At 63.4% G+C, this 24500-nt stretch carries 21 protein-coding genes and 5 pseudogenes; 8 read left to right on the forward strand and 18 right to left on the reverse strand.

The window, feature by feature from the left end:
- From LB528_RS25765 to LB528_RS25830, 14 genes and pseudogenes are all read right to left on the reverse strand, one after another.
- On the reverse strand, nt 1–268 hold a 268-nt coding region (locus tag LB528_RS25765; RefSeq protein WP_224716763.1), incomplete at its 3' end, for a DNA-directed RNA polymerase subunit omega.
- Between the two features lie 9 nt (nt 269–277).
- Nucleotides 278–1015: an NADH dehydrogenase ubiquinone Fe-S protein 4 gene (locus tag LB528_RS25770; protein WP_224517306.1), complete on the reverse strand. Its 738-nt coding sequence runs from the start codon at nt 1013–1015 to the stop codon at nt 278–280.
- Nucleotides 1016–1091: 76 nt separating this feature from the next.
- A complete protein-coding gene (locus LB528_RS25775; protein WP_224716764.1) occupies nt 1092–1598 on the reverse strand; it encodes an Hsp20/alpha crystallin family protein in 507 nt (168 codons plus the stop codon).
- 97 nt (nt 1599–1695) lie between these two features.
- Nucleotides 1696–2171, reverse strand: a pseudogene (locus LB528_RS25780) (Hsp20 family protein).
- A 476-nt stretch (nt 2172–2647) separates the two neighbouring features.
- Complete coding sequence (locus LB528_RS25785; RefSeq protein ID WP_224716765.1) at nt 2648–3448, reverse strand: ABC transporter permease; 801 nt, start codon at nt 3446–3448, stop codon at nt 2648–2650.
- The gene (locus LB528_RS25790) at nt 3445–4317 is read right to left on the reverse strand and encodes an ABC transporter permease (protein ID WP_224716766.1); all 873 of its coding nucleotides are present in this window, start codon (nt 4315–4317) and stop codon (nt 3445–3447) included. Before LB528_RS25790 ends, LB528_RS25785 begins: the two co-directional genes overlap by 4 nt.
- Complete coding sequence (locus tag LB528_RS25795; protein WP_224716767.1) at nt 4314–5417, reverse strand: ABC transporter ATP-binding protein; 1104 nt, start codon at nt 5415–5417, stop codon at nt 4314–4316. Before LB528_RS25795 ends, LB528_RS25790 begins: the two co-directional genes overlap by 4 nt.
- 74 nt (nt 5418–5491) lie before the next feature.
- A complete protein-coding gene (locus LB528_RS25800; protein WP_224716768.1) occupies nt 5492–6517 on the reverse strand; it encodes an ABC transporter substrate-binding protein in 1026 nt (341 codons plus the stop codon).
- A gap of 52 nt (nt 6518–6569) precedes the next feature.
- Entirely contained in the window at nt 6570–7568 is a 999-nt protein-coding gene (gene araD1 / locus LB528_RS25805; protein ID WP_224716769.1) for an AraD1 family protein, read from the reverse strand.
- A gap of 32 nt (nt 7569–7600) precedes the next feature.
- A complete protein-coding gene (locus tag LB528_RS25810) occupies nt 7601–8380 on the reverse strand; it encodes an SDR family oxidoreductase (RefSeq protein WP_318012353.1) in 780 nt (259 codons plus the stop codon).
- An 11-nt stretch (nt 8381–8391) separates the two neighbouring features.
- Nucleotides 8392–10118 (reverse strand): annotated as a pseudogene (locus LB528_RS25815) (IlvD/Edd family dehydratase).
- Nucleotides 10115–10915 carry a FadR/GntR family transcriptional regulator gene (locus LB528_RS25820; RefSeq protein ID WP_224716771.1) on the reverse strand — a complete coding sequence of 267 codons (801 nt, stop codon included), beginning with the start codon at nt 10913–10915 and terminating at the stop codon, nt 10115–10117. The pseudogene LB528_RS25815 and the gene LB528_RS25820 overlap by 4 nt, the downstream one beginning before the upstream one ends.
- Before the next feature lie 33 nt (nt 10916–10948).
- A pseudogene (locus tag LB528_RS25825) lies at nt 10949–11541 on the reverse strand (transposase); the annotation flags it as partial.
- A gap of 473 nt (nt 11542–12014) precedes the next feature.
- Nucleotides 12015–12446 carry an EF-hand domain-containing protein gene (locus LB528_RS25830; RefSeq protein ID WP_224517287.1) on the reverse strand — a complete coding sequence of 144 codons (432 nt, stop codon included), beginning with the start codon at nt 12444–12446 and terminating at the stop codon, nt 12015–12017.
- 394 nt (nt 12447–12840) lie between these two features.
- Between LB528_RS25830 and LB528_RS25835 the strand changes: the two genes are divergently transcribed.
- Entirely contained in the window at nt 12841–13410 is a 570-nt protein-coding gene (locus LB528_RS25835) for a DUF488 family protein (protein WP_224716772.1), read from the forward strand.
- 39 nt (nt 13411–13449) lie between these two features.
- Here LB528_RS25835 and xth read toward each other — a convergent pair.
- A pseudogene (gene xth, locus LB528_RS25840) lies at nt 13450–14234 on the reverse strand (exodeoxyribonuclease III).
- 121 nt (nt 14235–14355) lie between these two features.
- Between xth and LB528_RS25845 the strand changes: the two are divergent.
- The gene (locus LB528_RS25845; RefSeq protein ID WP_224716773.1) at nt 14356–14532 is read left to right on the forward strand and encodes a hypothetical protein; all 177 of its coding nucleotides are present in this window, start codon (nt 14356–14358) and stop codon (nt 14530–14532) included.
- Nucleotides 14533–15039: 507 nt separating this feature from the next.
- Nucleotides 15040–15200 (forward strand): annotated as a pseudogene (locus LB528_RS25850) (IS6 family transposase); the annotation flags it as partial.
- 162 nt (nt 15201–15362) lie between these two features.
- Here LB528_RS25850 and LB528_RS25855 read toward each other — a convergent pair.
- From LB528_RS25855 to LB528_RS25865, 3 genes are read right to left on the reverse strand one after another with little or no spacing between them, the layout of a single operon-like run.
- On the reverse strand, nt 15363–16214 hold the full coding sequence (locus tag LB528_RS25855; protein ID WP_224716774.1) for a TIGR01459 family HAD-type hydrolase: 852 nt from the start codon (nt 16212–16214) through the stop codon (nt 15363–15365).
- The gene (locus LB528_RS25860; RefSeq protein ID WP_224716775.1) at nt 16211–17485 is read right to left on the reverse strand and encodes an FGGY-family carbohydrate kinase; all 1275 of its coding nucleotides are present in this window, start codon (nt 17483–17485) and stop codon (nt 16211–16213) included. The genes LB528_RS25855 and LB528_RS25860 overlap by 4 nt, the downstream gene beginning before the upstream one ends.
- Before the next feature lie 4 nt (nt 17486–17489).
- Nucleotides 17490–18530, reverse strand: coding sequence for a class II aldolase/adducin family protein (locus LB528_RS25865; RefSeq protein WP_224716776.1), 1041 nt, complete (start codon nt 18528–18530; stop codon nt 17490–17492).
- Nucleotides 18531–18718: 188 nt separating this feature from the next.
- On the opposite strand from LB528_RS25865, the gene LB528_RS25870 reads away from it, so the two are divergent.
- From LB528_RS25870 to LB528_RS25890, 5 genes are all read left to right on the forward strand, one after another.
- Entirely contained in the window at nt 18719–19501 is a 783-nt protein-coding gene (locus LB528_RS25870; RefSeq protein ID WP_224517276.1) for a DeoR/GlpR family DNA-binding transcription regulator, read from the forward strand.
- On the forward strand, nt 19498–20877 hold the full coding sequence (locus LB528_RS25875; RefSeq protein WP_224716777.1) for a carbohydrate kinase: 1380 nt from the start codon (nt 19498–19500) through the stop codon (nt 20875–20877). The genes LB528_RS25870 and LB528_RS25875 overlap by 4 nt, the downstream gene beginning before the upstream one ends.
- The gene (locus LB528_RS25880) at nt 20874–22415 is read left to right on the forward strand and encodes a sugar ABC transporter ATP-binding protein (protein ID WP_224517270.1); all 1542 of its coding nucleotides are present in this window, start codon (nt 20874–20876) and stop codon (nt 22413–22415) included. Before LB528_RS25875 ends, LB528_RS25880 begins: the two co-directional genes overlap by 4 nt.
- Nucleotides 22412–23410 carry an ABC transporter permease subunit gene (locus LB528_RS25885; RefSeq protein WP_224517268.1) on the forward strand — a complete coding sequence of 333 codons (999 nt, stop codon included), beginning with the start codon at nt 22412–22414 and terminating at the stop codon, nt 23408–23410. Before LB528_RS25880 ends, LB528_RS25885 begins: the two co-directional genes overlap by 4 nt.
- Before the next feature lie 81 nt (nt 23411–23491).
- Nucleotides 23492–24430 (forward strand): ABC transporter substrate-binding protein, encoded by a 939-nt coding sequence (locus tag LB528_RS25890; RefSeq protein ID WP_224517267.1) that lies wholly within the window; start codon nt 23492–23494, stop codon nt 24428–24430.
- The last annotated feature ends 70 nt before the right edge of the window (nt 24431–24500 follow it).

The raw sequence follows: 24500 nt of genomic DNA on the forward strand, positions 1-24500 counted from the left end.
CCCCCCGCCGCGAAGCTTTTGTTCCAATGCGGTGGGCGAGGAGCAGCCGCGGTGCGCTCTCTCCTTCGAGAAAAAGTCCCAACTCGGCCGGCGTGAATGCGCCCTCCGCGATTTCGTGGAGCGCAAGATCGCTCGCGCTGGCTGCCGGTCTGTTCGAACGCGGCTCCGCGCCCCTGTGAAGGGCCCGGCTGCGGGCGGCAGCAGCCAGCGTCAAGGCGAACCTGTTCGGAATTACCTGTGCGCAATCGAAGACGACGAGGGAGTCCATGACCGCACCTCATGCTGCGTTGCGTGCGAGCGGCGCGCATCGGCCGTCCGCGACCTGCCGCTCGAGCGCGAGCAGCGCCTGCTCGACCTCGTCGAGACGCGACGGCCGATTGTTCTCCGGCATGCCCTCATTGGTCGCCTGATCGATCAGGTATTCGGTCCAGGCCCAATTGATGAGTATCGAGCGCTTGGCCTCGAGCGGCAGCGCCCGATCGCGCACCACTTCCATCGGTGACGCCCAGGTTTCAGGCCCCGAAGGATCGCTGCGATTTGCAGAGCCATCGATGGCATGCCCGTAGCTCTCCTGAAGCTCTTCCAGGCCGAGCTTCTTCAGCGTCGCGTCGGAGAAGGCATGAGCAGAGCCCGTCGCACGGCGCTTGCGATCCGCCGCGGCGTCAGCGCACTGAACCGTGTAGCGGAGACCCTGCCGCTCAGCGTAGCGAATGGCCGACTCCCGGGTCGGGAAGTTGAGCTCGATCTGGGTCAACGTATCGCCACCGCCCGTCCAGCCCATCAGCGGCTCGATAAAGGGAGCTGCGCGCCGTTCGAATGTCAGCCGCCAGCCCTTCGTCCGTACCCTCCCGGACGTCATGACCGACCGGGACGGCTTGTCAATGCGGGCGACCGCATCCTGGGGGAACAGCGAGCGGCCCATCGCAAGCGGCGCCCGCCGATTATCGTTGGAGGGCCGTGTCGCAGTTGCGTAGGTCGTTCCTATATTCTGTGTCTGCCTGACATATTCGTGCATCGTTCATCCCTCCCTGGTGGCGATGGACGCAGGCCGGCGACGCCTGATTCGGCCGTCGCCGGCCCGACGCCTCCTGTCAGCTCTTGATCGCGATGCGCTTCACCTGCGACTGCGCGTTCGCGCTCTTGGGAAGCACGATGTTCAGCACGCCATTCTTGAAATGCGCGTCGATCTTGTCTTCCTCGACCTCCGTTCCAAGCGGAATGCGTCGCTCGAAGTGGCCGTAGAAGCGTTCGGAGAACTGTTTGGCCTTGTCCTCCGTCTCGGAGCGCTTCTCGCCCTTCAGCGTCAGCACGCCATCGTCAAGCAGCACCTCGATGTCCTTTTCCTCGAGGCCGGGGATATCGGCCGCCACCTTGATCTCCTTGTCGGTTTCGGAGATTTCGACGCTCGGCCAAGCTCCGCTCAAGGAGGACAGCGAACCCAATGTGGGCAGACGGCCGTCAAGGCCGCGGAACACGTCGTCAAACAGCTGGTTCACCTCGCGATGGAGCGAGAGAAACGGGTTTCGATCGTCGGCTCGAAGGTTCGTGAGAACCTGATTGCTGGAGCGGCCCCACGGGATCAGATCACGGACACTCATGGTTTATCTCCCTTCTGTTCTGTCGATTTCAAAAGCTTCCCCGTTGGCGCCTGCGTGCCGCCTGGCGCCTTGCAGAAAACCGCTGACGGGAATGCCTTTAGGCCGCCAGCTTCTCTGCCTCGATCTGCTTGGTCTCGGCCTTCGGCAGCGCTTCGCCCGAGGCGATGGCGATGCGGCGCGGCTTCATTTCTTCGGGAAGCGCGCGCTTCAGATCGATGATGAGCAGACCGTTCGACAGACTCGCGCCGACGACCTCCATGTGTTCGGCCAGCTCGAAGCGGCGCTGAAAGGCGCGGCTGGCAATACCCTGATGCAGGTATCCTCCGTTCGCCTCCTGATCGCCCGACCTCTCACCCGCCACGATCAGCATGTTCTGCTCTTGCGTGACGGTCAGCTCGTCCTGCGTAAAGCCGGCCACCGCCATGTTGATGCGGTAGTCGTCCTCACCGGACTTGACGATGTCGTAAGGCGGCCAATTGTCCATCGACGCCACGTGGCTCGCAGTGCGTCGAGCGTGCGATCGAATCCCACGGTCGATCGCAACAGAGGAGCAAAGTCGAAAGTGGTCCTCATAGCCACATCCTCCTTATGAGCAACATGGATACAAGTTTGTCTCGCGTCGCGAAGCGGTTTTCAAACCACCCAACGCTGCCGGCCCCTTCCTGGCAGCCGGCTTCCTTGATTTAATTCGAGCAATTAGCGGTTCAAGAGGCGCTGTATCCTGAGCCGTACAGCGCGAAATCAGAGTGCCTATGCTGGGTGTTTCTGTGGGTCTGACATCTCCGCCTATAGCCTTACTGGGCAGCAGCAGGGCCAGCTGGTCGCGCCCGATGAACCAGCAAGGGAGGACCATGCCGCGCGGCTCGATCAGACCGGCGCATGGGGCATTGCGGCCGCCCTGACGCCTTGCAGAACGCCGCCGCCATGGCGCGGCGGGACCTCCTAGCTTGACGAGCACAGAAACCGGCCTCTCGACCACAATCTGGTCCCTATCGCAGCCTGACGCCTCCCAACTTCTTTCCGCCCTTTAGTTAACACGCAGAGCGAGATCAGCTCCGTTCCTGCGCCATCTGCTGGGGGACCAGAAAACGGGCGGCCAGCACGCACAGCAGCACGGTGAACATCAGGATCAGCGCGACCAGCGCATTGATGTCGGGCGAGAAGCCAAGCCGCATCATCGCCCACAGCCTGACTGGCAGCGTGCTTTGCGTACCGGTGACCAAGATGGTGATCATCGTTTCGTCGAACGACAGGGCGAAGGCCAGGATGGCGCCGCCGACCATCGCGCTCGACAGGTTTGGCAGGATTACGCGCCAGAAGGTCTGCCAGGCGGTGGCGCCGAGATCATAGGATGCTTCAACCAGCGTGCGGCTCATCGACTGCAGCCGCATCAGCACGGTGCGATAGACGATCGCAAGCACGAAGACCGTGTGGCCTATAACGACCGTCAGCAACGAGCGTTCGAGGCCGATCTCGCGGAAAAAGATCAGCAGCGCCAGGCCGCTGATGATCGGCGGCATCAGGAATGGAAGGAAGATGATGAACTGCAGGATTGAGCGTCCTGAGCGGCCGCCGTGATAGTAGAGCGCCAGCAGCGTGCCGCTGACCACCGAGAGCACGACGGTGCAAAGGCCGACGATCAGCGTGGTGCGCAGGGCAGCCAGTATGTCGTGGTTCCCGGCCAGCGCCTGATAGCTCGAAAGGGTCGGCGACGACCAGTCGACGTCGCCATGCGAGATCGTGAAGAACGACGACACGATCGGCACGAACAGCGGACTGTAGAGCAGCACGGCCACCAGCGCCGTGATCGCGGCCAGGAAGAGGGTGGAGGGCCGGGGCAGGGCGATCATACTGACGTCCCCCGGTTTCGTCCGAAACGTTCGCCGATAAGGATTGCACAGATCACCACGACAGCAAGCGCCACCGACAGAGCCGCGCCGAACGGCCAGTTATAGGCCGTGCCGAACTGGCTATAGAGGATGCGGCCGAAGGTGAAGCCGCTGACCCCACCGACCATCTGCGGCGTCAGGAAATCGCCGATCGCCAGAACGAAGACGAAGCTCGCCGCCGAGACGACTCCGGGCAAGCTGAGCGGCAAGGTAACGCGCAGGAACGTCTGCAAGCCGCTCGCGCCAAGGTCGTCCGAGGCGCGCAACAGGGTCTGGGGAATTCGCTCCAGCGACAGGAAGATCGGCAGGATGGCAAAGGGGATCAAAAGCACGCTCAGCGTCAGCAGGATGGCGTTCATGTTGAACACGAAAAGCGTCGACGGCTGCTGCAGGATGCCGAGCGCCACCAGTGCCTTGTTGAGGAAGCCGTTGAGGCCAAGGATGCTGCGGATGGCGTAGATCTTGATCACGTAGCTCATCAGCAACGGCACCAGAAGCAGCATGAGCAAGGCATAGCGCCACCGCCCTTTCAGCGTCGTAAGCAAATAGGCGGCGGGGTAAGCAATCAGGATGCAGATGATCGCCACCGACACACACAGCACGATAGTATTCCAGAACACTGGCACAAAGATCGAGTCGGTGACCAACCTGACATAGTTGCCGAGCGTCGGCGCATAGACGATCGTACCCTGGTCGACGCTAAAGAAACTGTAGACGAGGAAGAGCGCCAGCGGCACGACGACAAAGACGACAGGCAGAGCGAAAGCCAACACCGCCGCAAGCAGCGACAAGCGCCGCTCCTCGATGTGTGTCGATCCAGCTTTGCTCATGCCAGCACCAGATGGCCTTCATGCGGCGCGAACGAAAGTGAGACCGTTTCGCCGCATTTCAGCGCGCTGCCGTCAATCCGGCTCGGCACGCGCAGCCGAAGCCGTTGCGCGGCGTTGTCCGTACCCACCGTGATTGTGGCGACCGTCGATGAGCCAGCGAAGGCCAGGTCGGCGATGGTCCCGGAAAAACGATTGTCGCTTTCCGTGGACCCTGCAAGGCGCAAGGCCTCGGGACGGAACACCGCGAAGGCGCTGGCGCCATCCGGCGCGGCCTTCAGAAGCGGCTGATCGCTTACCGAGCAGATCAGGCGGCCAAGTGCCGTCTCAATCGGCCGCTGCTCACCCTCAACCGCCCCGAGTTTTCCGGCCACCAGATTGTTTTCGCCGAAGAAGCGGGCCACGAACTCGCAGTTCGGCTTGTAGTAAAGCTCATGCGGCGTGCCGAGCTGGCAGATATGACCGGCCTGCATGACGCAGATCCGGTCGGCCATGCCGATGGCTTCCTCCTGGTCGTGGGTGACGAACAGGAAGGTGGTCTTGATCTCGCGCTGGATGGATTTCAGGAATTCCTGCATCTGCCGGCGCAGCTCCAGGTCGAGTGCGGCGAGCGGCTCGTCGAGCAGGATCAGGCGCGGTTGGCAGATCAGCGCCCGGGCCAGCGCGACGCGCTGGCGCTGGCCGCCGGAGAGCTGGGCTGGAAATCGATCGGCAAAACGCCCGAGCTGGACCAACTCGAGGGCTTCTGCCACGCGGCGCGCGACCTCCTTGCGCTGGACATGGCGCACCGAAAGCCCGTACCCGACATTGCCGGAAACGGTCATATGTGGAAACAGCGCATAATCCTGGAACACGGTGTTGAACGGCCGCCGGTTGATCGGCATGCGGCTGATGTCCTGGCCGTCCAGGCGGATCTCGCCTGCTGTCAGCGGCTCCAGCCCGCCGATCAGCCGCAGGACTGTGGTCTTGCCGGAGCCCGACGGTCCAAGAACGGTCAGGAACTCACCGTCCTGGATCGACAGGTCGACATCGTGCAGCACGGAAACCATGCCGTAGGATTTCGAGACGCCCCGCAGCGTCAGCAGGTCGGTGTTCTGGTTCATGGAATGCTTCCGCTTACGCTTCGGCGGTCCGAAACGTCTCGGACCGCCGTGTCTCTGAAGTTGGGACAGCCAAGTCAGGGCGTTGCCTTGACCTCGTTCCACATGTCCGAACGCTTGAGTGGATCCTCGACATTGTTGAGCCAGACCAGCTTGTCGTTGCCGCCGGCGCTGCTGGTTTGCGTCACCGTGTTGCCGAAGCCGGTGCGCTCGGAAAGCTCTGCGCCGATCTTCTTGCTCAGCATGAAGTCGATCCATTTCTCGGCCGCCGCATTGTCGCGCACACCCTTTGAAATGACCCAGTTGTCGAGCCAGGCGAGCGCGCCTTCGCTGGGATTGACGTAGGCGACATGCGCGCCGATCTTCTGCAGCGCCTTGACCTGCTGCTGGCCGTAATTGGCCCAGATCAGTGCAACGTCGTTGTTTTGATAGATCTGCTGCGCCTCGTCGGCGGTGGTGTAGAAGCTGAGCACATTGCGCTTGAGCTCGATCAGCTTGGCCTTGACCGCCGCCATCTGCTCCGCGTTTAGATTGAATGGATCCTTGTAGCCGAGCGTCAGCGCGGTGAACGAGAAATTGTGCTCGCCATTGTCGTAGGCAAGAATCTTGCCCTTGTAGGCCGGATCCCACAGGACCGACATCGAGGTCGGCGCCGGCTTGACCTTATCGGTGTCGTAGATCAGCCCGATGGAGTCGAAGCAGAACGGAATCCCATAGACCTTGCCGTCCTTGGTGACGCCGCTCACCGTGCTCAGGTCACGAAAACGTGGCAACACCTCCTTCTGGTTCGGCAGCTTGGTCAGGTCGATCGGCGACACCAGGTCGGCCTTGATGTAGCGCTGCAACTGCGCGGTGTTGACGGCGAAGACATCGAAGTCCTGTCCTTCGCTGCCTTTGATCTTCGCCCAGATCTCGTCATCGCTGCCGATAAAGACCACATCGACGCCGATGCCCGTGCTGGCGGTGAAGTCCTTCACCCAGTCCGGATCGGCGTAACCGTCCCAGGCCAGCACGCGCAGGTTCGCGGCCAGCGCCGCCGACGTCATCAGGCCGATGCCGAGCCCGATCGTCGCCATTGTCACAAACAGTTTCTTCAGACCCATTTTAATCTCCCATTTTCGTTCTGGTGGACCGTGGTTTTCAGGACTTCTGCCCTCACAGTTGGGTGGCGACGACCAGTCCCTCGTCCGGCACAGAAACCATCCGGTTGCGCAGCGGCTTTCCGAATGTCGGTGCCTGGATTTCATACTCGTCGCCGGGAACCGTCTTGATACCGGAGGCGTAGCTCATTACCGCCGCGCCGAAGAAATAGGCGTGCAAGTCGCCTGCCCTGCGATGCATCGGGTAGCGGAAATGGAAGTGTTCGAGATTGGCGATCGAGTGCGACATGTGCGCTTCGCCCGACAGAAATTCCTGCTCCCAGATGACAGCACCGTCGCGCAGAATGCGGGAGTGGCCGCGCACTTCGTCGGGCAGGTCGCCGACCAAGAGCTCCGGGCCGATCGAGCAGGAGCGGAGTTTCGAGTGGGCGAGATAGAGGTAGTTCTCAGCCTCGGTGACGTGGTCGGAGTATTCGTTGCCGAGCGCGTAGCCGATGCGGTAGGGGCGGCCATCCGGCCCGTTGAGGTAAAGCCCGACGATCTCGGCTTCCTCCGCGCCGGCGCGTGCGAAGGCCGGCATGGGCAGGTCGGCGCCAGGCGACACGACGCAGGTGCCGACGCCCTTGTAGAACCATTCGGGCTGAATTCCGATCTGCCCGGCGGCGGGCTTGCCGCCCTCCAGGCCCATGCGGAAGATCTTCAGCGAATCCGATTCCTCGGCGTCCTCGCCATGGGTCAGCACATGCATTTTGTCGCGCGCGGCGGCACTTCCGGTATGGGTCAGGCCGGTTCCGGTGACCAGGAAACGCGCCGGTTCCGGATGATCGACCGGTGCCAGCACGCGGCAGTCGCGCAAGATCTCGTCATAGTCGACAACCGCATCGCGCGTCCGCTTCTCAACCAGCGACGCGATGGACGCGCCCTGCGTGATTGCCGCTTCGGCGAGTTCCAGGACGCTGCCGGTCTTTTCGAGCGGGTGCAGGTGATTGCCGTCATCGGAAACGCGGCCAACCCGTCTGCTGCCGTCCGGCATTCTGAACTGAACAAGACGCATGAAATACCCTTTTCTCCTTGCTGCAGTACCGGTCACACCCAGCCCGCATCGACGATGAATTGTTGGCTTGTGCACATGCGGCTGTCGTCGGCGGCGAGGAACAGCGCCATGCGCGCGATATCGGAGGGATGCAGCCGCTCGGGCAGGCACTGCCTTTCCTCGATCTGGCGCTCGCCGGCCGGATCCAGCCACATCCGCATCTGGCGCTCCGTCATCACCCAGCCCGGCACCATGCAGTTGACGCGGATGCGCTCCGGCCCGAACTCACGGGCCAGCGCCCGCGTCATGCCATAGACGGCGGCTTTCGCGGTGACATAGGCAGGGCAATCGGGATCGCCGACCATCCAGGTGATTGACCCGAAATTAATGATCGAGCCGCCGCCCTGGGCCCTCATCTGCGGGCGCACTGCCTGAGCCGCGAAGAACTGGTGGCGCAGATTGACCGCCATGCGGTCGTCCCAATAGGCAACCGTCACGTCCTTAGTCTGATGGCGGTCGTCATTGCCGGCATTGTTGCACAGTACCTCGATCGGGCCGTTGTGCCGTGCCGCCTGTGCGATGGCGGCCTGCAGACCTTCGACGTTGCGCAGGTCACAGGGAATGAACAGCGGTGCGGCATGTCGCTCGGCCGCGATCGCCTCCACCAGGCGTCGTGAAGGCTCTTCCGCCAGATCGACGAACGCGACGTGGCTGCCTTGTGCGCAGAAATGGCGCACCAGGCTTTCGCCGATACCGCTGCCGCCGCCGGTAATGAAGACGCTGCGCCCCTTGAGGCTCGGATAGGTCGCGTAGGCGCCGATTTGATCCATTATCGCGCGCCTCTCTAGTGCGAATGCCGGGGGATGCCGGCGTCGCGCCGGCCGACGAGAAAGTCGAAATCGCAGCCCTTGTCAGCCTGCAGCACGCGCTGGACATAGAGGCTCTGGTAGCCGCCTTCCGGTGGTGCCGGCGGCTTCCAGTCAAGGCGGCGGATGGCGAGTTCCTCATCCGATATCAGCAACTCCAGGCGGCGCCCGGCGACATCAAGCTCGATGAGATCGCCGTCGCGCACCAGGGCCAGCGCGCCTCCCGCTGCGGCCTCGGGCGCCACATGCAACACGACGGTGCCAAAGGCGGTGCCGCTCATGCGCGCGTCCGAGATGCGCACCATGTCGGAGACGCCCTGCTTGAGCAGCTTGGCCGGCAGCGGCATGTTGCCGACCTCGGCCATTCCGGGATAACCGCGCGGTCCGCAGTTCTTCAGCACCATCACCGATGAGGCGTCGATATCCAACTCGGGATCGTCGATGCGGGCATAGAAATGTTCGATGTTCTCGAAGACGACCGCCTTGCCGCGATGCTGCATCAGTTCGGGAGTTGCCGCCGACGGCTTGATGACGGCTCCATTGGGCGCCAGGTTCCCGCGCAGTATCGAGATGCCGCCTTGCCTGGTGAGCGGATTGCTCAACGGACGGATGACTTCGCTGCTGTAGTTGGCCGCCCCGCCGATCAATTCCCCGATCGTCTTGTCGCTGATGGTCATGGCGTCACGATGAAGAAGCCCCACTTCATCAAGCGACGCCATTACCGCAGCTAGCCCCCCGGCATAGTAGAAGTCTTCCATCAGGAACCGGCCCGATGGCATCAGGTCGACAATGGTCGGAACGTCGCGGCCGAGGCGGTCCCAGTCTTCAAGGCTAAGATCAACACCGATCCGGTTGGCGATGGCGATCAAGTGCAGAACCGCATTAGTCGAACCGCCGATTGCGCCGTTGACGCGGATGGCGTTCTCGAAGGCCTGCTTCGTGAGGATCTGCGAGATCTTCACGTCGCGGTGGACCAGATCGACGATCTGACGCCCGGCCATCTGGGCAAGCACCCCACGGCGCGAATCCACCGCCGGTATTGCGGCATTGTCCGGCATGCCGATGCCGAGCGCTTCCACCATGCTGGCCATGGTCGAGGCGGTGCCCATTGTCATGCAACTGCCGGCCGAGCGGCTCTGGCCCTGTTCGGCAGCGAGGAAATCGGCAACCGGCATGCGACCGGCCTTTACTTCCTCAGCGAATTTCCAGACATGCGTGCCCGAGCCGATATCCTGGCCGCGGAACTTGCCGTTGAGCATCGGCCCGCCTGAGACGGCGATGGTCGGCAGGTTGCATGAGGCGGCCCCATCAGCAGCGACGGTGTGGTCTTGTCGCAACCGACGAGCAGGATCACGCCATCTATTGGATTGCCACGGATGGATTCCTCGACATCCATACTGGCCAGATTGCGAAACAGCATGGCGGTGGGGCGCATATTGCTCTCGCCCAGCGACATCACCGGAAACTCCAGCGGCAGGCCGCCGGCTTCATAGACGCCGCGCTTGACGTGATCCGCCAGCGCCCGCAGATGGGCGTTGCAAGGGGTCAGTTCCGACCAGGTGTTGCAGATGCCGATCACCGGGCGGCCGTCGAAGGCATCGGCGGGTATGCCCTGGTTCTTCATCCAGCTGCGGTGCATGAAAGCGTTCTTGCCTTCGCCTCCGAACCAGGCTTGGGACCGCAGTTTGCGTTTCGGTTCGCTCACGATTGCCGGCTCCGACCATTGGGGCGTTTGTTGCGATTCTCGACGCTGCGGCGCACGTCGTCCTCGGCATTGTCGATGAGTACCAGCAGTGCCTTTTGCGCACCGAGCGCGTCACCGGCGGCGATCTTCTCGGCCACTTCGCGGTGCAACGGCAAGGAATGGCGCTGCCCTTCCGGATTGTCGTTGGAGAGGCGAAAGCTCATCACCAACGCGGTTTCGACCAGTGCAGCCAGTGAGCCGATCAGCTCGTTGCCGGTCATGCGCAAAATGGTCTGGTGGAACACCAGGTCGGGCTTGGTGAAGCGGTCACCGTCATCGCTTACCGCTTCCATCTCGGCCAGTGCGGCGTATATCTCGGCGATCTGCGCCGGCGTTGCCCGCTGGGCAGCGAGTGCGGCCGACACCGGTTCGATGGCACGGCGCAATTCGAACAGCGCGCGGACATCGTCGGCGCTGACGCGGCCGGCGTAGCGCCACGACAGAACGTCCGGATCGAGGAAATTCCAATCGGAGCGCGGTCGCACCCGAGTGCCGGTCTTCGGCCGCGATTCGACGAGCCCCTTGCCCGCCAATACCTTGATCGCCTCGCGCAGGACCGTGCGGCTGACGCCCAGCATCTCGCTGGAATCGTCGGCATTGGGCAGTGCCTCGCCGGGCAGGAAGTCGCCTTGCACAATCCTGAGCCCGATTTGCTCGACGACGGTGGCGTGCAGCGCTGTGGAGCCGCTCGAAACCACGACTGCTGATCTCGACGCGCGCGCCGTGCTGAAGGCTTTTCTATTATTCATACTATTCATATGATATGTTTCTTAGATGCGTTTACGGGAGTCAAGGGGGAGGGCAGCTTTCGGCGTTGGAAAGATGCGCACGACATAAGTGCGGCGCCTGATCTCTTCCTTGAGGCGTTCCAGAATGTTGGTCGACTTCAGGTGCTTGCGGTGCTGGCGCGGCAGGCGAAAGAAGGTCAGCGTGCGCTCGATGGTCTCCTCCACCCACGTCGTCAGCCTGGGATAGCGGCCCGACCATTTGGCAAGCCACGCGGCGAGATCGGCCTTGGCCTCGGCGAGATCGCGCCGGTCGTAGAGCCATCTGAGCTCCTGCAGGCAGTCGTCGCCATGTTTCCTCGGCAGGTGATCGAGCGCGTTCTTGGGGAAGTGCACGTAGCAGCGTTGCCAGGCCGCTTCCGGGATCGCCTCGCCGATCGCCGCGACCAGGCCGGCAGATCGTCGGACACGACCAGTTCAACGCCCCTGAGGCCCCGCGCCTTGAGCGCCACGAGGAAGTCCTTCCAGGCCGAGCGGCTTTCCCGATTGGCCATCTCCACGGCCAGGATCTGGCGCCGCCCGTCCCAGTCGATGCCCACCGCGATCAGCACCGCCTGGCTCACGACGATGCCGGCCTCGCGCACCTTCTCGTAACGGGCCCTCTCAGCGAATTTGCAGAACTCCCAGCACACTACCTTGCAAGCTGTTCCGGGGTGGAGGCTGTTTCGGCGTCAAGGATCGCCGATGGAAGCTGCGCCGCTTCTTTTGTGCTGAGCCGGACTGCCGATGGCGCTTGATCTCGACGCTCTCAGAGCCGGCGTCAGCGCTACATATCGGGACGACCGTTAGCCCCCGTCATCGACGAAACGTACGGGCAGTTCCGTCGCCGCCAGTCAATGATTAGTGCTGCGCCCAAGATCGGGAGCATTCGCAGCATCCGCAATTTCTGAAGTCGCTAAGAGAGCCTTCGACAAGGCTTAGCTTTATGAATGAGTGCCCCGCATAGGTATTCTCCATCCGCCGTGGGGCGTAGTGCTTGTCGGGGCCCTCTAAGCATCTCCATTCGAGCGATGCAGAGATTGGCACGCCTGCATCGCGAAGCGCCGTATTGGCCTGGTTGCTGGGAGAGCTACTACTGCATGTCTTCACCGCCAGAGCCGTGCAAGAAGGACTGGACCTCATCCATGTCGATCTTGCCGTCGCCATTCTGGTCGATTGCAGAGAAGATCCGCCCGACAGCGTCCTGAACCTCGTTCTCAGACAATGATCCGTCGCCATTCGTGTCCAAAAACGCGAACATCAGTCGCATTCCTGCGCCGCGCATCATACGCGGGCCATGGTGTGCAGCCATCCTGTGCTCACCGGCCGGACCGCCATCACGGTTTTTATGCCAACGATCGCCATGACGATCTGCATCGTCCCGAGCGTTGTCATCCTCTTCTTGACGATTGTTGGCCAGCTCGGAGCTTCGATCCTGTTGCATCCTCTCCCGGATGGCTTGGTCAACCATCTGGCGGATCATTTCACGTGTCGGGCCGCCCGCTTGTCCGTTTACATTCGGCAACTGCCCGGCTCCGGGCTGCTCGGTCGCCGGGGTAGGCCCAGGGGTTGCGTTTGTCTGGGCGAGAGCAGGGAAAGTCGCGAATATAAAAACGGCGGCCGCAGTCGTCGTGCAGCGGGGGAATCTCATGGCATGCTCCATTCGATTGGACTTGGTCTGCCTCAAGCTGATTGAGCTAGCCCAAACTGGAGGTCTCTTCGATTGTTCCGGCCCGCGTTCCAGGTCACGAGGAAGTTACGCGAGCCGACTTCGAGCACCCTCTAGCTTCCTGTGGCGCAGCCATGGCGGATCACGGCGACCGAAGATGCTCCGTATCCGGCCAGTTCAGTTCTCGTCCCGAGATTTGGTCTAACCCTGGGGTGCTTGGAACAATGAAGCGGCCGCCACGTCATGTAGGATGCATTCCAAGCAGTCGACCAACCGCTCGCATATACCCTTCTTCACCGTCGGGCATTCGAACCGCAAAATTGAGGAATTCATCGATATCCTTCGGCAGGGGAGGATCGGCATCGTCGTCGACGTGAGGCGTCTGCCCGGGTCCCGCGCCTACCCGCAGTTCGATAGCGAACGCCTGGCTACGTCACTCGCTGAGGCGCAGATCGCCTATGAAATTGTGGTGCCGCTCGGCGGGCGCCGCGGCAAAGTGGACGAGGTTCCGCCCGAAACGAACGGCGCGTGGAGAAACCAAAGCTTCCACCACTACGCGGATTACGCGTTCTCGGCGGAATTTCGAAGCGGACTCGATCGCCTGCTCGCACTCCGGCCGCGTCGCTGCGCGATAATGTGCTCGGAGGCGGTCTGGTGGCGGTGCCACCGCCGGATTATAGCTGATTATCTTCTCGCCCATGGCGAAGAGGTCTTCCACCTGATGGGCAATGGCCGGGTCGAGAAGGCCGTACCAACGGCTGGCGCGGTTCTTCGAGACGACGGGTCAGTGATCTATCCGGCAGCGGCCACCACGATCTGAGGAAAGGCGCAAAGGCCGGGCCGAAGGCGCAGGAATGGGTCAGCGCGACCTGCTTTGTCCGCCCACATCAATCCAGGCTGGCGCGTGGTCGCTCGGCTTTTCCCACCCACGGGTCTCGACATCGACACCTGCAGCTTGAATCGTTTCCGCAAGTGACGGGCTTACAAGCAGATGATCCATGCGCAGGCCGGAGCTTCGGTCGTAGCCTCCGCGATAGGAGAAATTCCAATAGGTGTAGATGCCCTTGCCCGGATGGATCCGACGCATCGCGTCCACCCAGCCCAAGCTCACCATGCGGGCATAGGCGTTCCTGCTTTCCGGGAAGAAAACGGCATCTCCCAACCATCGCGCAGGTACTACGGCGTCAATCTCCGTGGGCACGACATTGTAGTCTCCACAAAGGACGGTGCGCTCGCCTAGCAGCGATTTGCTGTAGGTGATGAGACGTTCGAACCAGCGGAGCTTGTAATCGAACTTTGGGCCTGGTGCCGGATTGCCATTGGGTAGATAGATGCAGCCGACGACGAGTCGATCTCGGCCTCCAGATAGCGGCTGTGCGTATCATCGGGATCGCCCGGTAAGCCGCGGCGGCGCTCGACCGGATCCCTCCCACGCGCCAGTATAGCTACCCCGTTGTAGGATTTCTGGCCGTGCCAGACAGCGCCATAGCCGGCGCCTCGGATGGCCTCTACCGGAAATTTGTTGTCGGACGTTTTCAGCTCCTGAAGGCAAACCACGTCATAGCTGGTCTCGCCAAGCCACCTCAGGAGCACCGGCAGGCGGCCGTTGACGCCATTGACGTTGAAGGTCGCGATCCGAGGCATCGCTTGTCTCCCTGCGTGGCTTCCTCTGAGCTTGCAACGCGAGGCGCAGTGGTGGGTTCAACCTGGAACTGTTCGTTGGCCTGTCGGTTAAGAAATTTGGTGCCTCCCTAAGGAGGTCTGCATGCCCCGCGGCGACAAATCTAAACATACGGAAAAGCAGCAGCACCAGCCGCCCAAAGATACTGGTCAAGCAAAACGGGAAGCGGCCGCCGAAACGCCTGGCAAGACCAACGATTGGGACCGCTACGCGGTGCATGGTGACGGCAACACGGTCGGCATTAAACCCGACTCCGAATAGCTCGCTTCTTGGATCAGGGAGCTGTGCTCTTCGGAACGGCAGCGCGCGTTTTTTGCAGACCACATTGAGAGGAACGACGATCGCCGAGCGGGTGGGGGGCTTGGGGGATGTCGACGATCGTCGGAGCGCAAGGGGCCATGTAGCCAGCAAACTCCGTTGCGATAGGCCCTGGCTCAGTATGTCGTTGATTCGGCGCAGAAGTACATAACAAGTTCAGGGGGCGCTTCGCCCAATAACATCTTGCAAGCGAAAATCGTCGAAACCAGTTCAGTTCGGCCAGCGGTTGGCGAGAAAGTCGCGACGACGTCGGCGGTCTCAGCCGCTTTTCGGCGTCTTCTCATTCCATGTTGGTCAAAGAGGATGTGGCTGTGAAGAAACGCTATAAACTTGCTCCGGACGGGTCTGGGTTGGACCGCATGGTGGACGTGCCCGAGAATGCGAGCAATAGGCCGGCATCGACAATAGTGCGCTCACCCGGCTCGGTCCGCGAAAGTTGGAGACGGCGTTCGCCGGGTGCGGCCGATGCTCGGCTTCGAGTCGTTCGCAAGCGCGACTGCAACCCTGGCCGGGTCGAGATGATCCACATGATGCGCAAACGACAGGCGAGATACGCCTACAGTCTTAATCCGTCTATTGCTGAACAGCTTGAAATCATCGCCGCGGCGTAAAGCTCTTTGCGCCAGTTTCTGTGCCGGGACTGAAATTTGCAACGGAGCCGCAAGCTTGCCACGCTACGATCAGCCGAGGCTCGCCATCTGGCAAACGTTCTCGCAGGAAGACCGCGAACCGCCGCCTACATTCCGGATCAAAATCGATGCTGCAATTCCCCGTCAACGCCAGCGAAACGCGTCCAGAGTGAAGTCGGGCCACGCGCCAAGCTCTTCGAAAAGCGCGGTCAGGTCGCCGCTGTCGGCCAATATACCCGACTTGACCAGCGCGGTCGGCACGCCGGCAGCACGTCCTCCAGCTATATCGTGCTCGACGCTGTCGCCGACGCAAATCGCGTTGCCGCGCGCCGGATTCCCCGAAAGCGCCAGCGCGGCCTCATAGATCGCCGGATAAGGTTTGCCGATACGGGTGACGCTGCCGCCGAGGCGTTCATAAATATCGGCGATCTCGCCGGCGGCGAAACGCGGTCCGATCGCGGTCAGCATGATCCGGTCCGGGTTAGTGCAGAAGCACGGTATCTTCCGTGCCGCGGCCGGGCCGAGAAGCCCGCGGTAGTGATCGAGGTCGTAGCGGTCGCTTTCGCTGGCCGCGATGAGCACCAGCTCGGCGTTCTCGCCGCGCTCGGTCAGAACAAGGGGCAGGCCCTCGATTGCCGAACGGTCGCCATCGCGGCTGATCAGCAGGCATCTTGTTCCAGCCCGCAGCTCGCCCAAGTTCGTCATATTCCTGAAGACGCGCCAGGCCACCTCGCCGGATGAGACGAAATGGTCCCAGCTTCCCGCTTCGAAACCAAGCTTCAACAGCCGCCTTTCGTTGGGCTCCGCCCGCTTGCCGGAATTCGAGATCAACGTCACCGTCTTGCCGGCGCGCTTCAGCGCCGACAGCGCTTCGACCGCGCCGGGATAGGGCTGTTGTCCATCATGCAGCACGCCGAACTGATCGAGCAGGAACACGTCATAGCGCTCTGCGAGCGCTGCGATCCCGTCGAGATGTACGGCCTGTCTCGCGCTCACAGCAGCCCCGCTTCCTTTGCGCCGGCCAGCGCCAGCCTTGCCGTTCCTGCCGCAGCCTCGTCGGCGAGGGCCGGCAGGAATTCGACGCCGAGCTTGCGCTGCCGGATCGCGGTCCAGGCAGCATTGGCAGTGCCGCCGCCGACACTTCGGACCGAGGTGAGCTTCGGCGCGCCGAGTTCGGCGAGCCTCTGATAGCCGAGCGCCTCGATGGCCGCCATGCCCTCCAGCATCGCCTTGAGATAGTCGGCGTCGGATTCGGGTCGGGGCAGCAGACGCGGCTGGAGTGTTGGCTCGGCGACAGGAAAACGCTCGCCGGCCGAACCGAGCGGATAATAGTCGAGGCCGGTCTCCGTCGCGGGATCGATCGCGGCGCTGAGCTCGACGATCCGCGCGAGCGAAAAATGCTGCGTGAGCACCTTGCCGCCGGTGTTCGACGCGCCGCCTGCCAGCCAGGCGTCGCCCAGCCGATGGCTGTAGATGCCGTAGCGCGGCGCCGAAATCGGCCGGTCGGACAGGATCTTGATAGTCAGCGACGATCCAAGCGCGGTGACGCCGTCGCCGGCGGTCGCCGCGCCCGTCGCCAGGAAAGAGGCGCAGCCATCAGTGGTGCCGGCAACCACCGCGACGTCGCGCGGCAGCCCGAACAGATCGGCGGCGGCGGCCGTAAGCCTGCCGGTCAGGGTGCCCGGCCTGACGACGGTCGGCAGAAGCTCCATGCGCATGCCGGTCGCCGCGATCCATTCCGGCCAGCGACGCGCCTCGGCATCGTAGCCTGTCTTGAGGCTGTTGTTCTCGTCGCTGACGTCAAAGCGAGCCGAGAATTGTCCGGCGATCCAGTCTGCCTGATGCAGCACGGCATGGATGTCCGGCAGGCGCTGGAACCAGAGCGCCTTGGCGAGACCGGACGTAACTCCATGCGCGGCGCTTGCCTCCGGCGCCGCATCGGTGATTGCGGCGAGTATGGCGGCATCCGAAACCTTGTCGTTGTACATCAGCGGTTCGGCCAGCGGCCGCCCGACGCGATCGACCGGCAGCACGGTGCCGGACGTGCCGTCGACGGCGATCGCTCGCACCGCTCTGCGATCGATTTGCGAGAATAACTCCTGCAATGTCGTTCCGACCGCGGACCACCACACGGCGGGATCGCGGTCGTTCGCTCCGAAGCGCTCGAGCGGCACGGCGGCGCTCGCGGCGATGGAGAAGTCCGGACGCATCGCGACGGCGCGCGACCCGGACGTGCCGATGTCGATGCCTAATGCAAGCGACACCATTCGCCTAAACCGCAGTGTTGAGTTTCTGGCGATACTGCTCGGCATCCCAGTTGACCAACTCGTCATTCTCGGCGGCGGTGAGATAATTCAGCCGCGCCGTGATGTCGACCCGCGCGGTCACATCCGCGAGGCAGCGCTGCATGGCGTCCGCGCCGGAGCTTGCGTCGCCGCGCATCAGCACGCCGGCGCCCGGAAAGAGGATCGCGACAGGGTCCGTACCTAGCCGGGCAACGACGTCGGCGACCTGCTCGCCCGGTCTTGCCACCGCGGAGCCAGGGCCAAGAAAGATGACGTGGTCCGGATAGAGGCTGCCGGCCTCTGCTATGCGGCAACTGTCCGCATCGAGCGCCACTGCATGCGCCTCGGCTTCTGCCGGCAACCGGTAGCCGCTGTCACGGGCGAGCGCTCTCAGCGCCGCGGTATCCGGGATCGCCGTCTCCCGCGCCGGACGCGCCAGAAGCGATCTCACCCGATACAGCAGACGCTCCGCCTCGGCCACAGTCTCCGCCGCGACGACCAGTCCGTGATTGCCGAGGATCAGCACGTCGGTCCCGGGCCTGAGGCGCTCGGCAATACCCTGCGCAAGCGGCAGGCCCGGCCGGCGATAGGGAACATAAGCCCACGCGACGCCATCGAGACGCCGCGTGGCCTCGGCCTCGCAATCGGTCTGGACGGCGAGCGAGATCGTGTTGACACAGTGGACATGCAGCACCACCCGCTGAGGCATCAGCGCATGCACGGTGGTCTCGATCGACGGCCGCAAGCCGCGCGGGTTGAGGGCGCCGATCGCAAATGCCTGCGGCTTGTCCGCGGTCGGATCGCGTCGTTCGACCGCCTCGAGGAGCGGACCCATCGCCACCGGCACCATGATGTCGTCGGTCAGAGCGTCCTTCAGCCATGTGCCGGAGGCCTTGATCCATAGCGTGTCGCCGGCTTTCAGCGATGTGTTGCCGCCGGCTGCCTGGGTCAGATGCGGATCGGCGCCGATGGTGGCCGAAAGCGCTCGCAGGGCAGCCATTTCCTGCGCATCGGTCGTGGTCGGCATGGCTTCCTCCAACGGCTCGGCGGTCTTGAACAATTCCCCATCGCGGGAGCGCGGTTGGCGCTGATATCGCAGACCCGAGCGACTTACGTCAATAGTGATCTAGTATGATCAAATCGGCTTGCAATTCGCCCGATGTTGAGTAAGTTGCACCAAATGCCGTGCAAAAGGGCATCATCGGGAGGAAAGAGTTGAGCGACTCCGGCCGCCAGCGTCAGATCGTCGAGCTCTTGCGGGACCGCCCGTTCGCTTCGGTGCGCGAGCTGCAGGAGCGGCTTGGCGTTTCGGCGGCGACAGTCCGGCGCGACATCGACAAGATCGACGAGGCCGGTGAGGCCAGGAAAGTCTATGGCGGCATTTCGGCGCTCGATGGCGCATCGCAGGCCGGCATCGCCTATGCCAGGCCCTATGACGAGAACCGCGATCTGGCAGTCGATGCCAAACGGCAGATCGCCGCCGTCGCCGCCACCATGGTGCGCGATGGCGATGCGGTTATCGTCCATGGCGGATCGACGTGTTTTCATCTCGGCGTCAAGCTTGCCGACCGCAACATCCGCCTTTTTACCAATTCCATGCCGCTCGCTGCGTATCTCGGCGATCACGGCCATTGCAGCCTGACGATTGCCGGCGGCGATCTGCACCGCGAGCCCGGCATAATCCATTCACTCACCCAGGCCGTGCCGTTCTATGCCTCGAAATTCTTTCTCGGCGCCCAGGGACTGGGCCCCGAGGGCGTTTTGGAATCGCATCCGCTGCTGGTGCGCTCGATCATTGATCTCAGCTTGTGCGCGGACCAGATCGTGGTGCTGGCCGACAGCCGCAAGCTGTCGATTCACGCCCGCAACGTCGCGCTGCCGCTGTCGCGCATCGGCACGCTGGTGACTGATGACGGCCTTTCCGACGCCGATGCGCGCATGCTGGAGGATGCCGGGGTCGCCGTGCGCATCGCTCCTTCATCGGGGGCCGTCCAGTGAAGGTGGCGGTACTCGATTTCGGCAAGACCAATTCCAAGCTGTTCGTTTTCGGCCAGGACGGCCGCATCCTCAGCGAACAGCGCACGAAGCCCGAATGGATACGCAAGGGCGGCCTCAGTGTGCTCGACGAGGCAGCGCTGCATGATTGGGCGCTCGACGCCGTCAACCGGGCCGTTGACGGTCATGGCATCGAAAGCCTGATGGTGTCCGGCCATGGCTGCACCTTCGCTCTAGTCGGCGATACGGCGCTGACGCATCCGATCCTCGACTACGAACAAGAGCCGCCGGCCGACATCGCCGCGCGGATTGATCCCCGCATTCCCGATTACACCGAGACCTTCTCGCCGCGCCTGCCGCTCGGCTTCAATTACGGCCGCCATATGCTGTGGCTGAAGGAAGTGGAGCCCGACGCCTTTTCGGCGGCGAAGGCCATCCTCGGCTACCCGCAATATTGGAGCTGGCGCTTTGGCGGTCGCGCCGTTTCGGAAGTCTCCTATCTCGGCTGCCACTCGCATCTGTGGGCGCCGCGCAGGCGCGACTTCTCCTCGCTGGTCGACGCCGAAGGCTGGCGCGGCCACATGCCCGTCTTCGCGCGCGCCGGCGTGGTCACCGGGGAGCGGCGGCTTGGCCGGGCCGGCAGGCCGGTCGCCATCCACAATGGCGTCCATGACAGCAACGCCGCGCTGCATGCCTATCGGCGGCAGGAGCTCGGGCCGCTCACCGTTGTATCGACTGGCACCTGGGTCATCGTGCTCAACCCCGACTGCCCGCTCGAGGCGCTCGACCGTGAACGGGACATGCTCGTCAATGTCGATGTCGATGGCGGCCCGGTGCCCACGATCCGCTTCATGGGCGGGCGCGAATTCGCTGTGATCAGCGGCAATTGGCAGGGCGCGATTGCGCCGGCCTCGATACAGCGGACGATCGACGCCGGCACCATGGCCCTGCCGAGCTTTGCCCCCGGCGGACCGCTGCCGGGCCGGACAGGCGAAATCGTCGGGCCCATTTCCGATGCCGGGCAGCGCGCGGCCGCGGCGCTGCTTTATGTGGCGCTGATGATCGATCTGTCGCTCGACCTGATCCGTTCGCGAGATACGGTCATCGTTGATGGCGGACTGAATGCCGATGGGCTGCTTGCCGCTCTCCTGGCCGCACTGCGGCCGGGGCAATCCTTCATGCAGGGCGCCACGATTGAAGGCAGCGCCACGGGCGCCGCGGCGCTCGCATTCGAAAGCATCGGCCGCGAATTCGCCGCCGATACGCCGGAGCCGGTACGCGCCGCGGACTTCAGGGGCCTGGACCGCTACCGCAACGACTGGCGCGACCTCATTGCCGGGCGCCACATCGCCGGCGCGGCGGCAGGAGGTGCGCAATGAGCGCCGCCGCCCATGTCGCGCCGCAAAGGCCGGTGCTGGAGATGCGCCATATCTCCAAAACCTTCGGTCCTGTCCGGGCGCTGCGGGACGTGTCGCTCACCGTCAATGCCGGCGAGTTGCATGCGCTCATGGGCGAGAATGGCGCCGGCAAGTCGACGCTGATGAAAGTGCTTTCCGGTGCCTATCGGCCGGATCCCGGCGGCGAGATCCTGATCGACGGAGCGCCGGTCGCCACGGGCGACCCGATCAAAGCTCGCGCCCACGGCATCGCCGTGATCTACCAGGAGCTGTCGCTTGCACCCAACCTGACGGTGGCACAGAACATCTTCCTCGGCAACGAGCCGCGCAGGTTCGGCATCGTCGATCGCGACCAGTGCAACCGTCGCGCCAAAGAAATCATCGAGCGGCTCGGCGTCTCCTTTTCCGCGCGCGCCCTGGTCTCTAGCCTGTCGCTCGGCGAGCGCCAACTGGTCGAGATCGCCCGCGCGCTATCGACCAGCGCTCGCATCATTGTTATGGACGAGCCGACGACCTCGTTGACGTCGCGCGAGACCGATAGGCTGTTCGAGGTGATCGCCACGCTGAAGGCGCAAGGCATCGCCATCATCTATATCAGCCATCGTATGGAGGAGGTCTACCAGCTCGCGGACCGCGTCAGCGTGCTGCGCGACAGCGGCTATGTCGGCACTCTGGAACGCGCCGATCTCAACGCCTCGCGCCTCGTCTCGATGATGGTCGGCCGCGATCTCTCGGCCTTCTACAAGAAGGATCACCGACCGCCGGACAGCCAGCGCCGGGTTGCGCTGTCGGTGCGCGGCATGTCGGACGGCGGGTTGCTGAAGGACTGCTCGTTCGATCTTTACCACGGCGAGGTGCTGGCGCTTGCGGGGCTGGTCGGCTCCGGCCGCACCGAGCTCGCCAGGCTCATCTTCGGCGCCGACCGGCGCAGCACAGGTGAGCTGGAGCTCGACGGCAAGCCGATCGCCATCGCTTCGCCGCGTGAAGCGCTCGATGCCGGCATTGCCTATCTCACCGAGGACCGCAAGGAACTCGGCCTGTTCCTCGACATGTCCATCTCGGACAACATCAATATGGGCGTGCTGACCAGGGATGCGCGGGCCGGCGGTTTTCGCGACTTCGCCAATGCCGAGCGGCGTGCCGCCAAAGCCATCGCCGACCTGTCGATCCGCACCCGTTCGGCGCAGGCCAATGCCGGGTCGCTGTCGGGCGGCAACCAGCAGAAGGTGCTGCTTGCCCGCTTGCTGGAGACCGAACCCAAGGTCGTCATCCTCGACGAGCCGACGCGTGGCGTCGACGTAGGCGCCAAGTCGGAAATCTACCGGCTGATCGACAGCCTCGCCGGCAGGGGCATCGCCATCCTGATGATCTCCAGCGAACTGCCTGAAGTGATCGGGGTGGCCGACCGCGTGCTGGTCATGCGCGACGGGACTATCGCCGGCGAGGTGACGGCGTCGGAAGGCAGGCCGCTGCGTCAGGAAGAGATCATGGAACTTGCGACGGGAGCGGCCCAGCGATGATCGACAGCTCAGCAGCGACGAAGGCGGCGGATCAGGCAGCGGTTAGGAGCAGGCGGCTGCGCACGGCCTTCGCCGCGCTCGGCATGCTGCCGGTTCTGCTCCTGCTTGCCGTCGGCTTCCAGTTCATCAATCCACGCTTCCTCACCGGCACGAACCTGCTCATCGTCACCCAGCAGTCGTCGATCAATATCGTGCTCGCCGCCGGCATGACCTTCGTCATTCTCACCGGCGGGATCGACCTCTCCGTCGGCTCGATCCTCGCCGCCTCGGCGATGGTCGCGGTGCTGGTGTCGCTGGTGCCGGACTGGGGCATGCTCGGCATTCCGGCCGCTATACTGCTCGGCCTCGGCTTCGGCATCATCAACGGGCTGCTTATCGCTTACATCAGGCTGCCGCCCTTCATCGTCACGCTGGGCTCGCTCACCGCCGTGCGCGGCGTCGCCCGCCTGCTCGGCGAGGATACGACAGTCTTCAATCCCGATCTGCCTTTCGATTTTATCGGCAATGGCTCGCTGTTCGGGGTTCCCTGGCTGGTCATCATCGCGCTGACGGTGGTGGTGCTGTCCTGGCTGGTGCTCAAACGCACCGTGCTCGGTACCTGGATCTACGCCGTGGGCGGCAATGCCGAGGCGGCGCGCCTCACCGGCATCAAGGTGCCGCTGGTGCTGCTCTTCGTCTACGGCGTGTCGGGCCTGCTCGCGGGCCTGGGCGGCGTGATGTCGGCGGCGCGGCTCTACGCCGCCAACGGCCTGCAACTCGGCCAGTCCTACGAGCTCGATGCAATCGCCGCCGTCATTCTCGGCGGCACCAGTTTCGTCGGCGGCGTCGGTTCGATCTGGGGCACTCTGATCGGCGGGCTGATCATCGCCGTGCTCTCCAACGGGCTCATTTTGGCCGGTGTCTCGGACATCTGGCAGTACATCATCAAAGGATTGGTCATCATCGTGGCGGTCGCCCTCGACCGTTACCGGCTGCAGGCCGGAGCAAGAACGTGATTGACCTTGGTCGCCGGCCCAGACGAGCCGGATTGTGTAACGCACCGTGAGAGGCGCGGGGCAATCGGAGGAAGCAAGTAAATGAAGACCATCGCCAAACTGCTCTGCGGCGCAGCCCTCGCGGCCCTCGTCATCGCGCCGGCATCGGCCAAGGACCTAAACAAGGTCGGCATCTCGGTCGGCCTGCTCGGCAATCCCTTCTTCGTCGCCACCATCAAGGGCATCGAGGACGCGGCCAAGAAGATCAATCCCAAGGTCGAGGTGACGTCGGTGTCGGCGGACTATGACCTCAACAAGCAGGTCTCGCAGATCGATTCCTTCATCGCCGCAGGCGTGGACGTCATCATGCTCAATGCAGTCGATGCCAAGGCGATCGCGCCCGCTGTCAAGAAGGCGCAGGCGGCCGGCATTGTGGTCGCCGCCTTTGACGTCTCGGCGCCAGGCGCCGACGTCACCGTGATGACCAACAACGTCAAGGCCGGGGAGGAAGCCTGCCAGTACCTGGTCGACCACACCGGCGGCAAAGGCAACTATGTCATTCTCAACGGCCCGGCCTCGTCCTCGATCCTGGAGCGCGTCAAGGGTTGCAAGAACGTGCTGTCGCAGCATCCGGACATCAAGATCCTGTCTGATGACCAGAACGCCGAAGGCTCGCGCGACGGCGGCCTGAAAGTGTTCCAGTCGCTGCTCACTCGCTTCGACAAAATCGACGCGGTGTTCGCCATCAATGACCCGACGGCGATCGGCGCGCAGCTCGCCGCCAAGCAGCTCAATCGCTCGGAATTCATCATCACAGCGGTCGACGGCGCCCCCGACATCGAGAAGGAGTTCGCATCCGGCACCTCGATGATCAAGGCCTCAGCCTCGCAGGATCCCTATGTCATGGCCGGTCAGTCGCTGACGATGGCGGCAGAGGTGCTTGCCGGCAAAAAGCCGGCCGAGCCGACCGTGCTGCTCGATCCGAAGCTGATCACCGCCGAGAACCTGAAGGACTACAAAGGCTGGACGGCGGCTCGCTAACGCTGCTCCCAAGGCTGGCGCGGCTGGGTCGTTCGACCCGGCCGCGCCCTATCCATCGGATGGAGATGAT

The organism is Mesorhizobium sp. CA4, from assembly GCF_020165075.1.
Classification (GTDB): domain Bacteria; phylum Pseudomonadota; class Alphaproteobacteria; order Rhizobiales; family Rhizobiaceae; genus Mesorhizobium.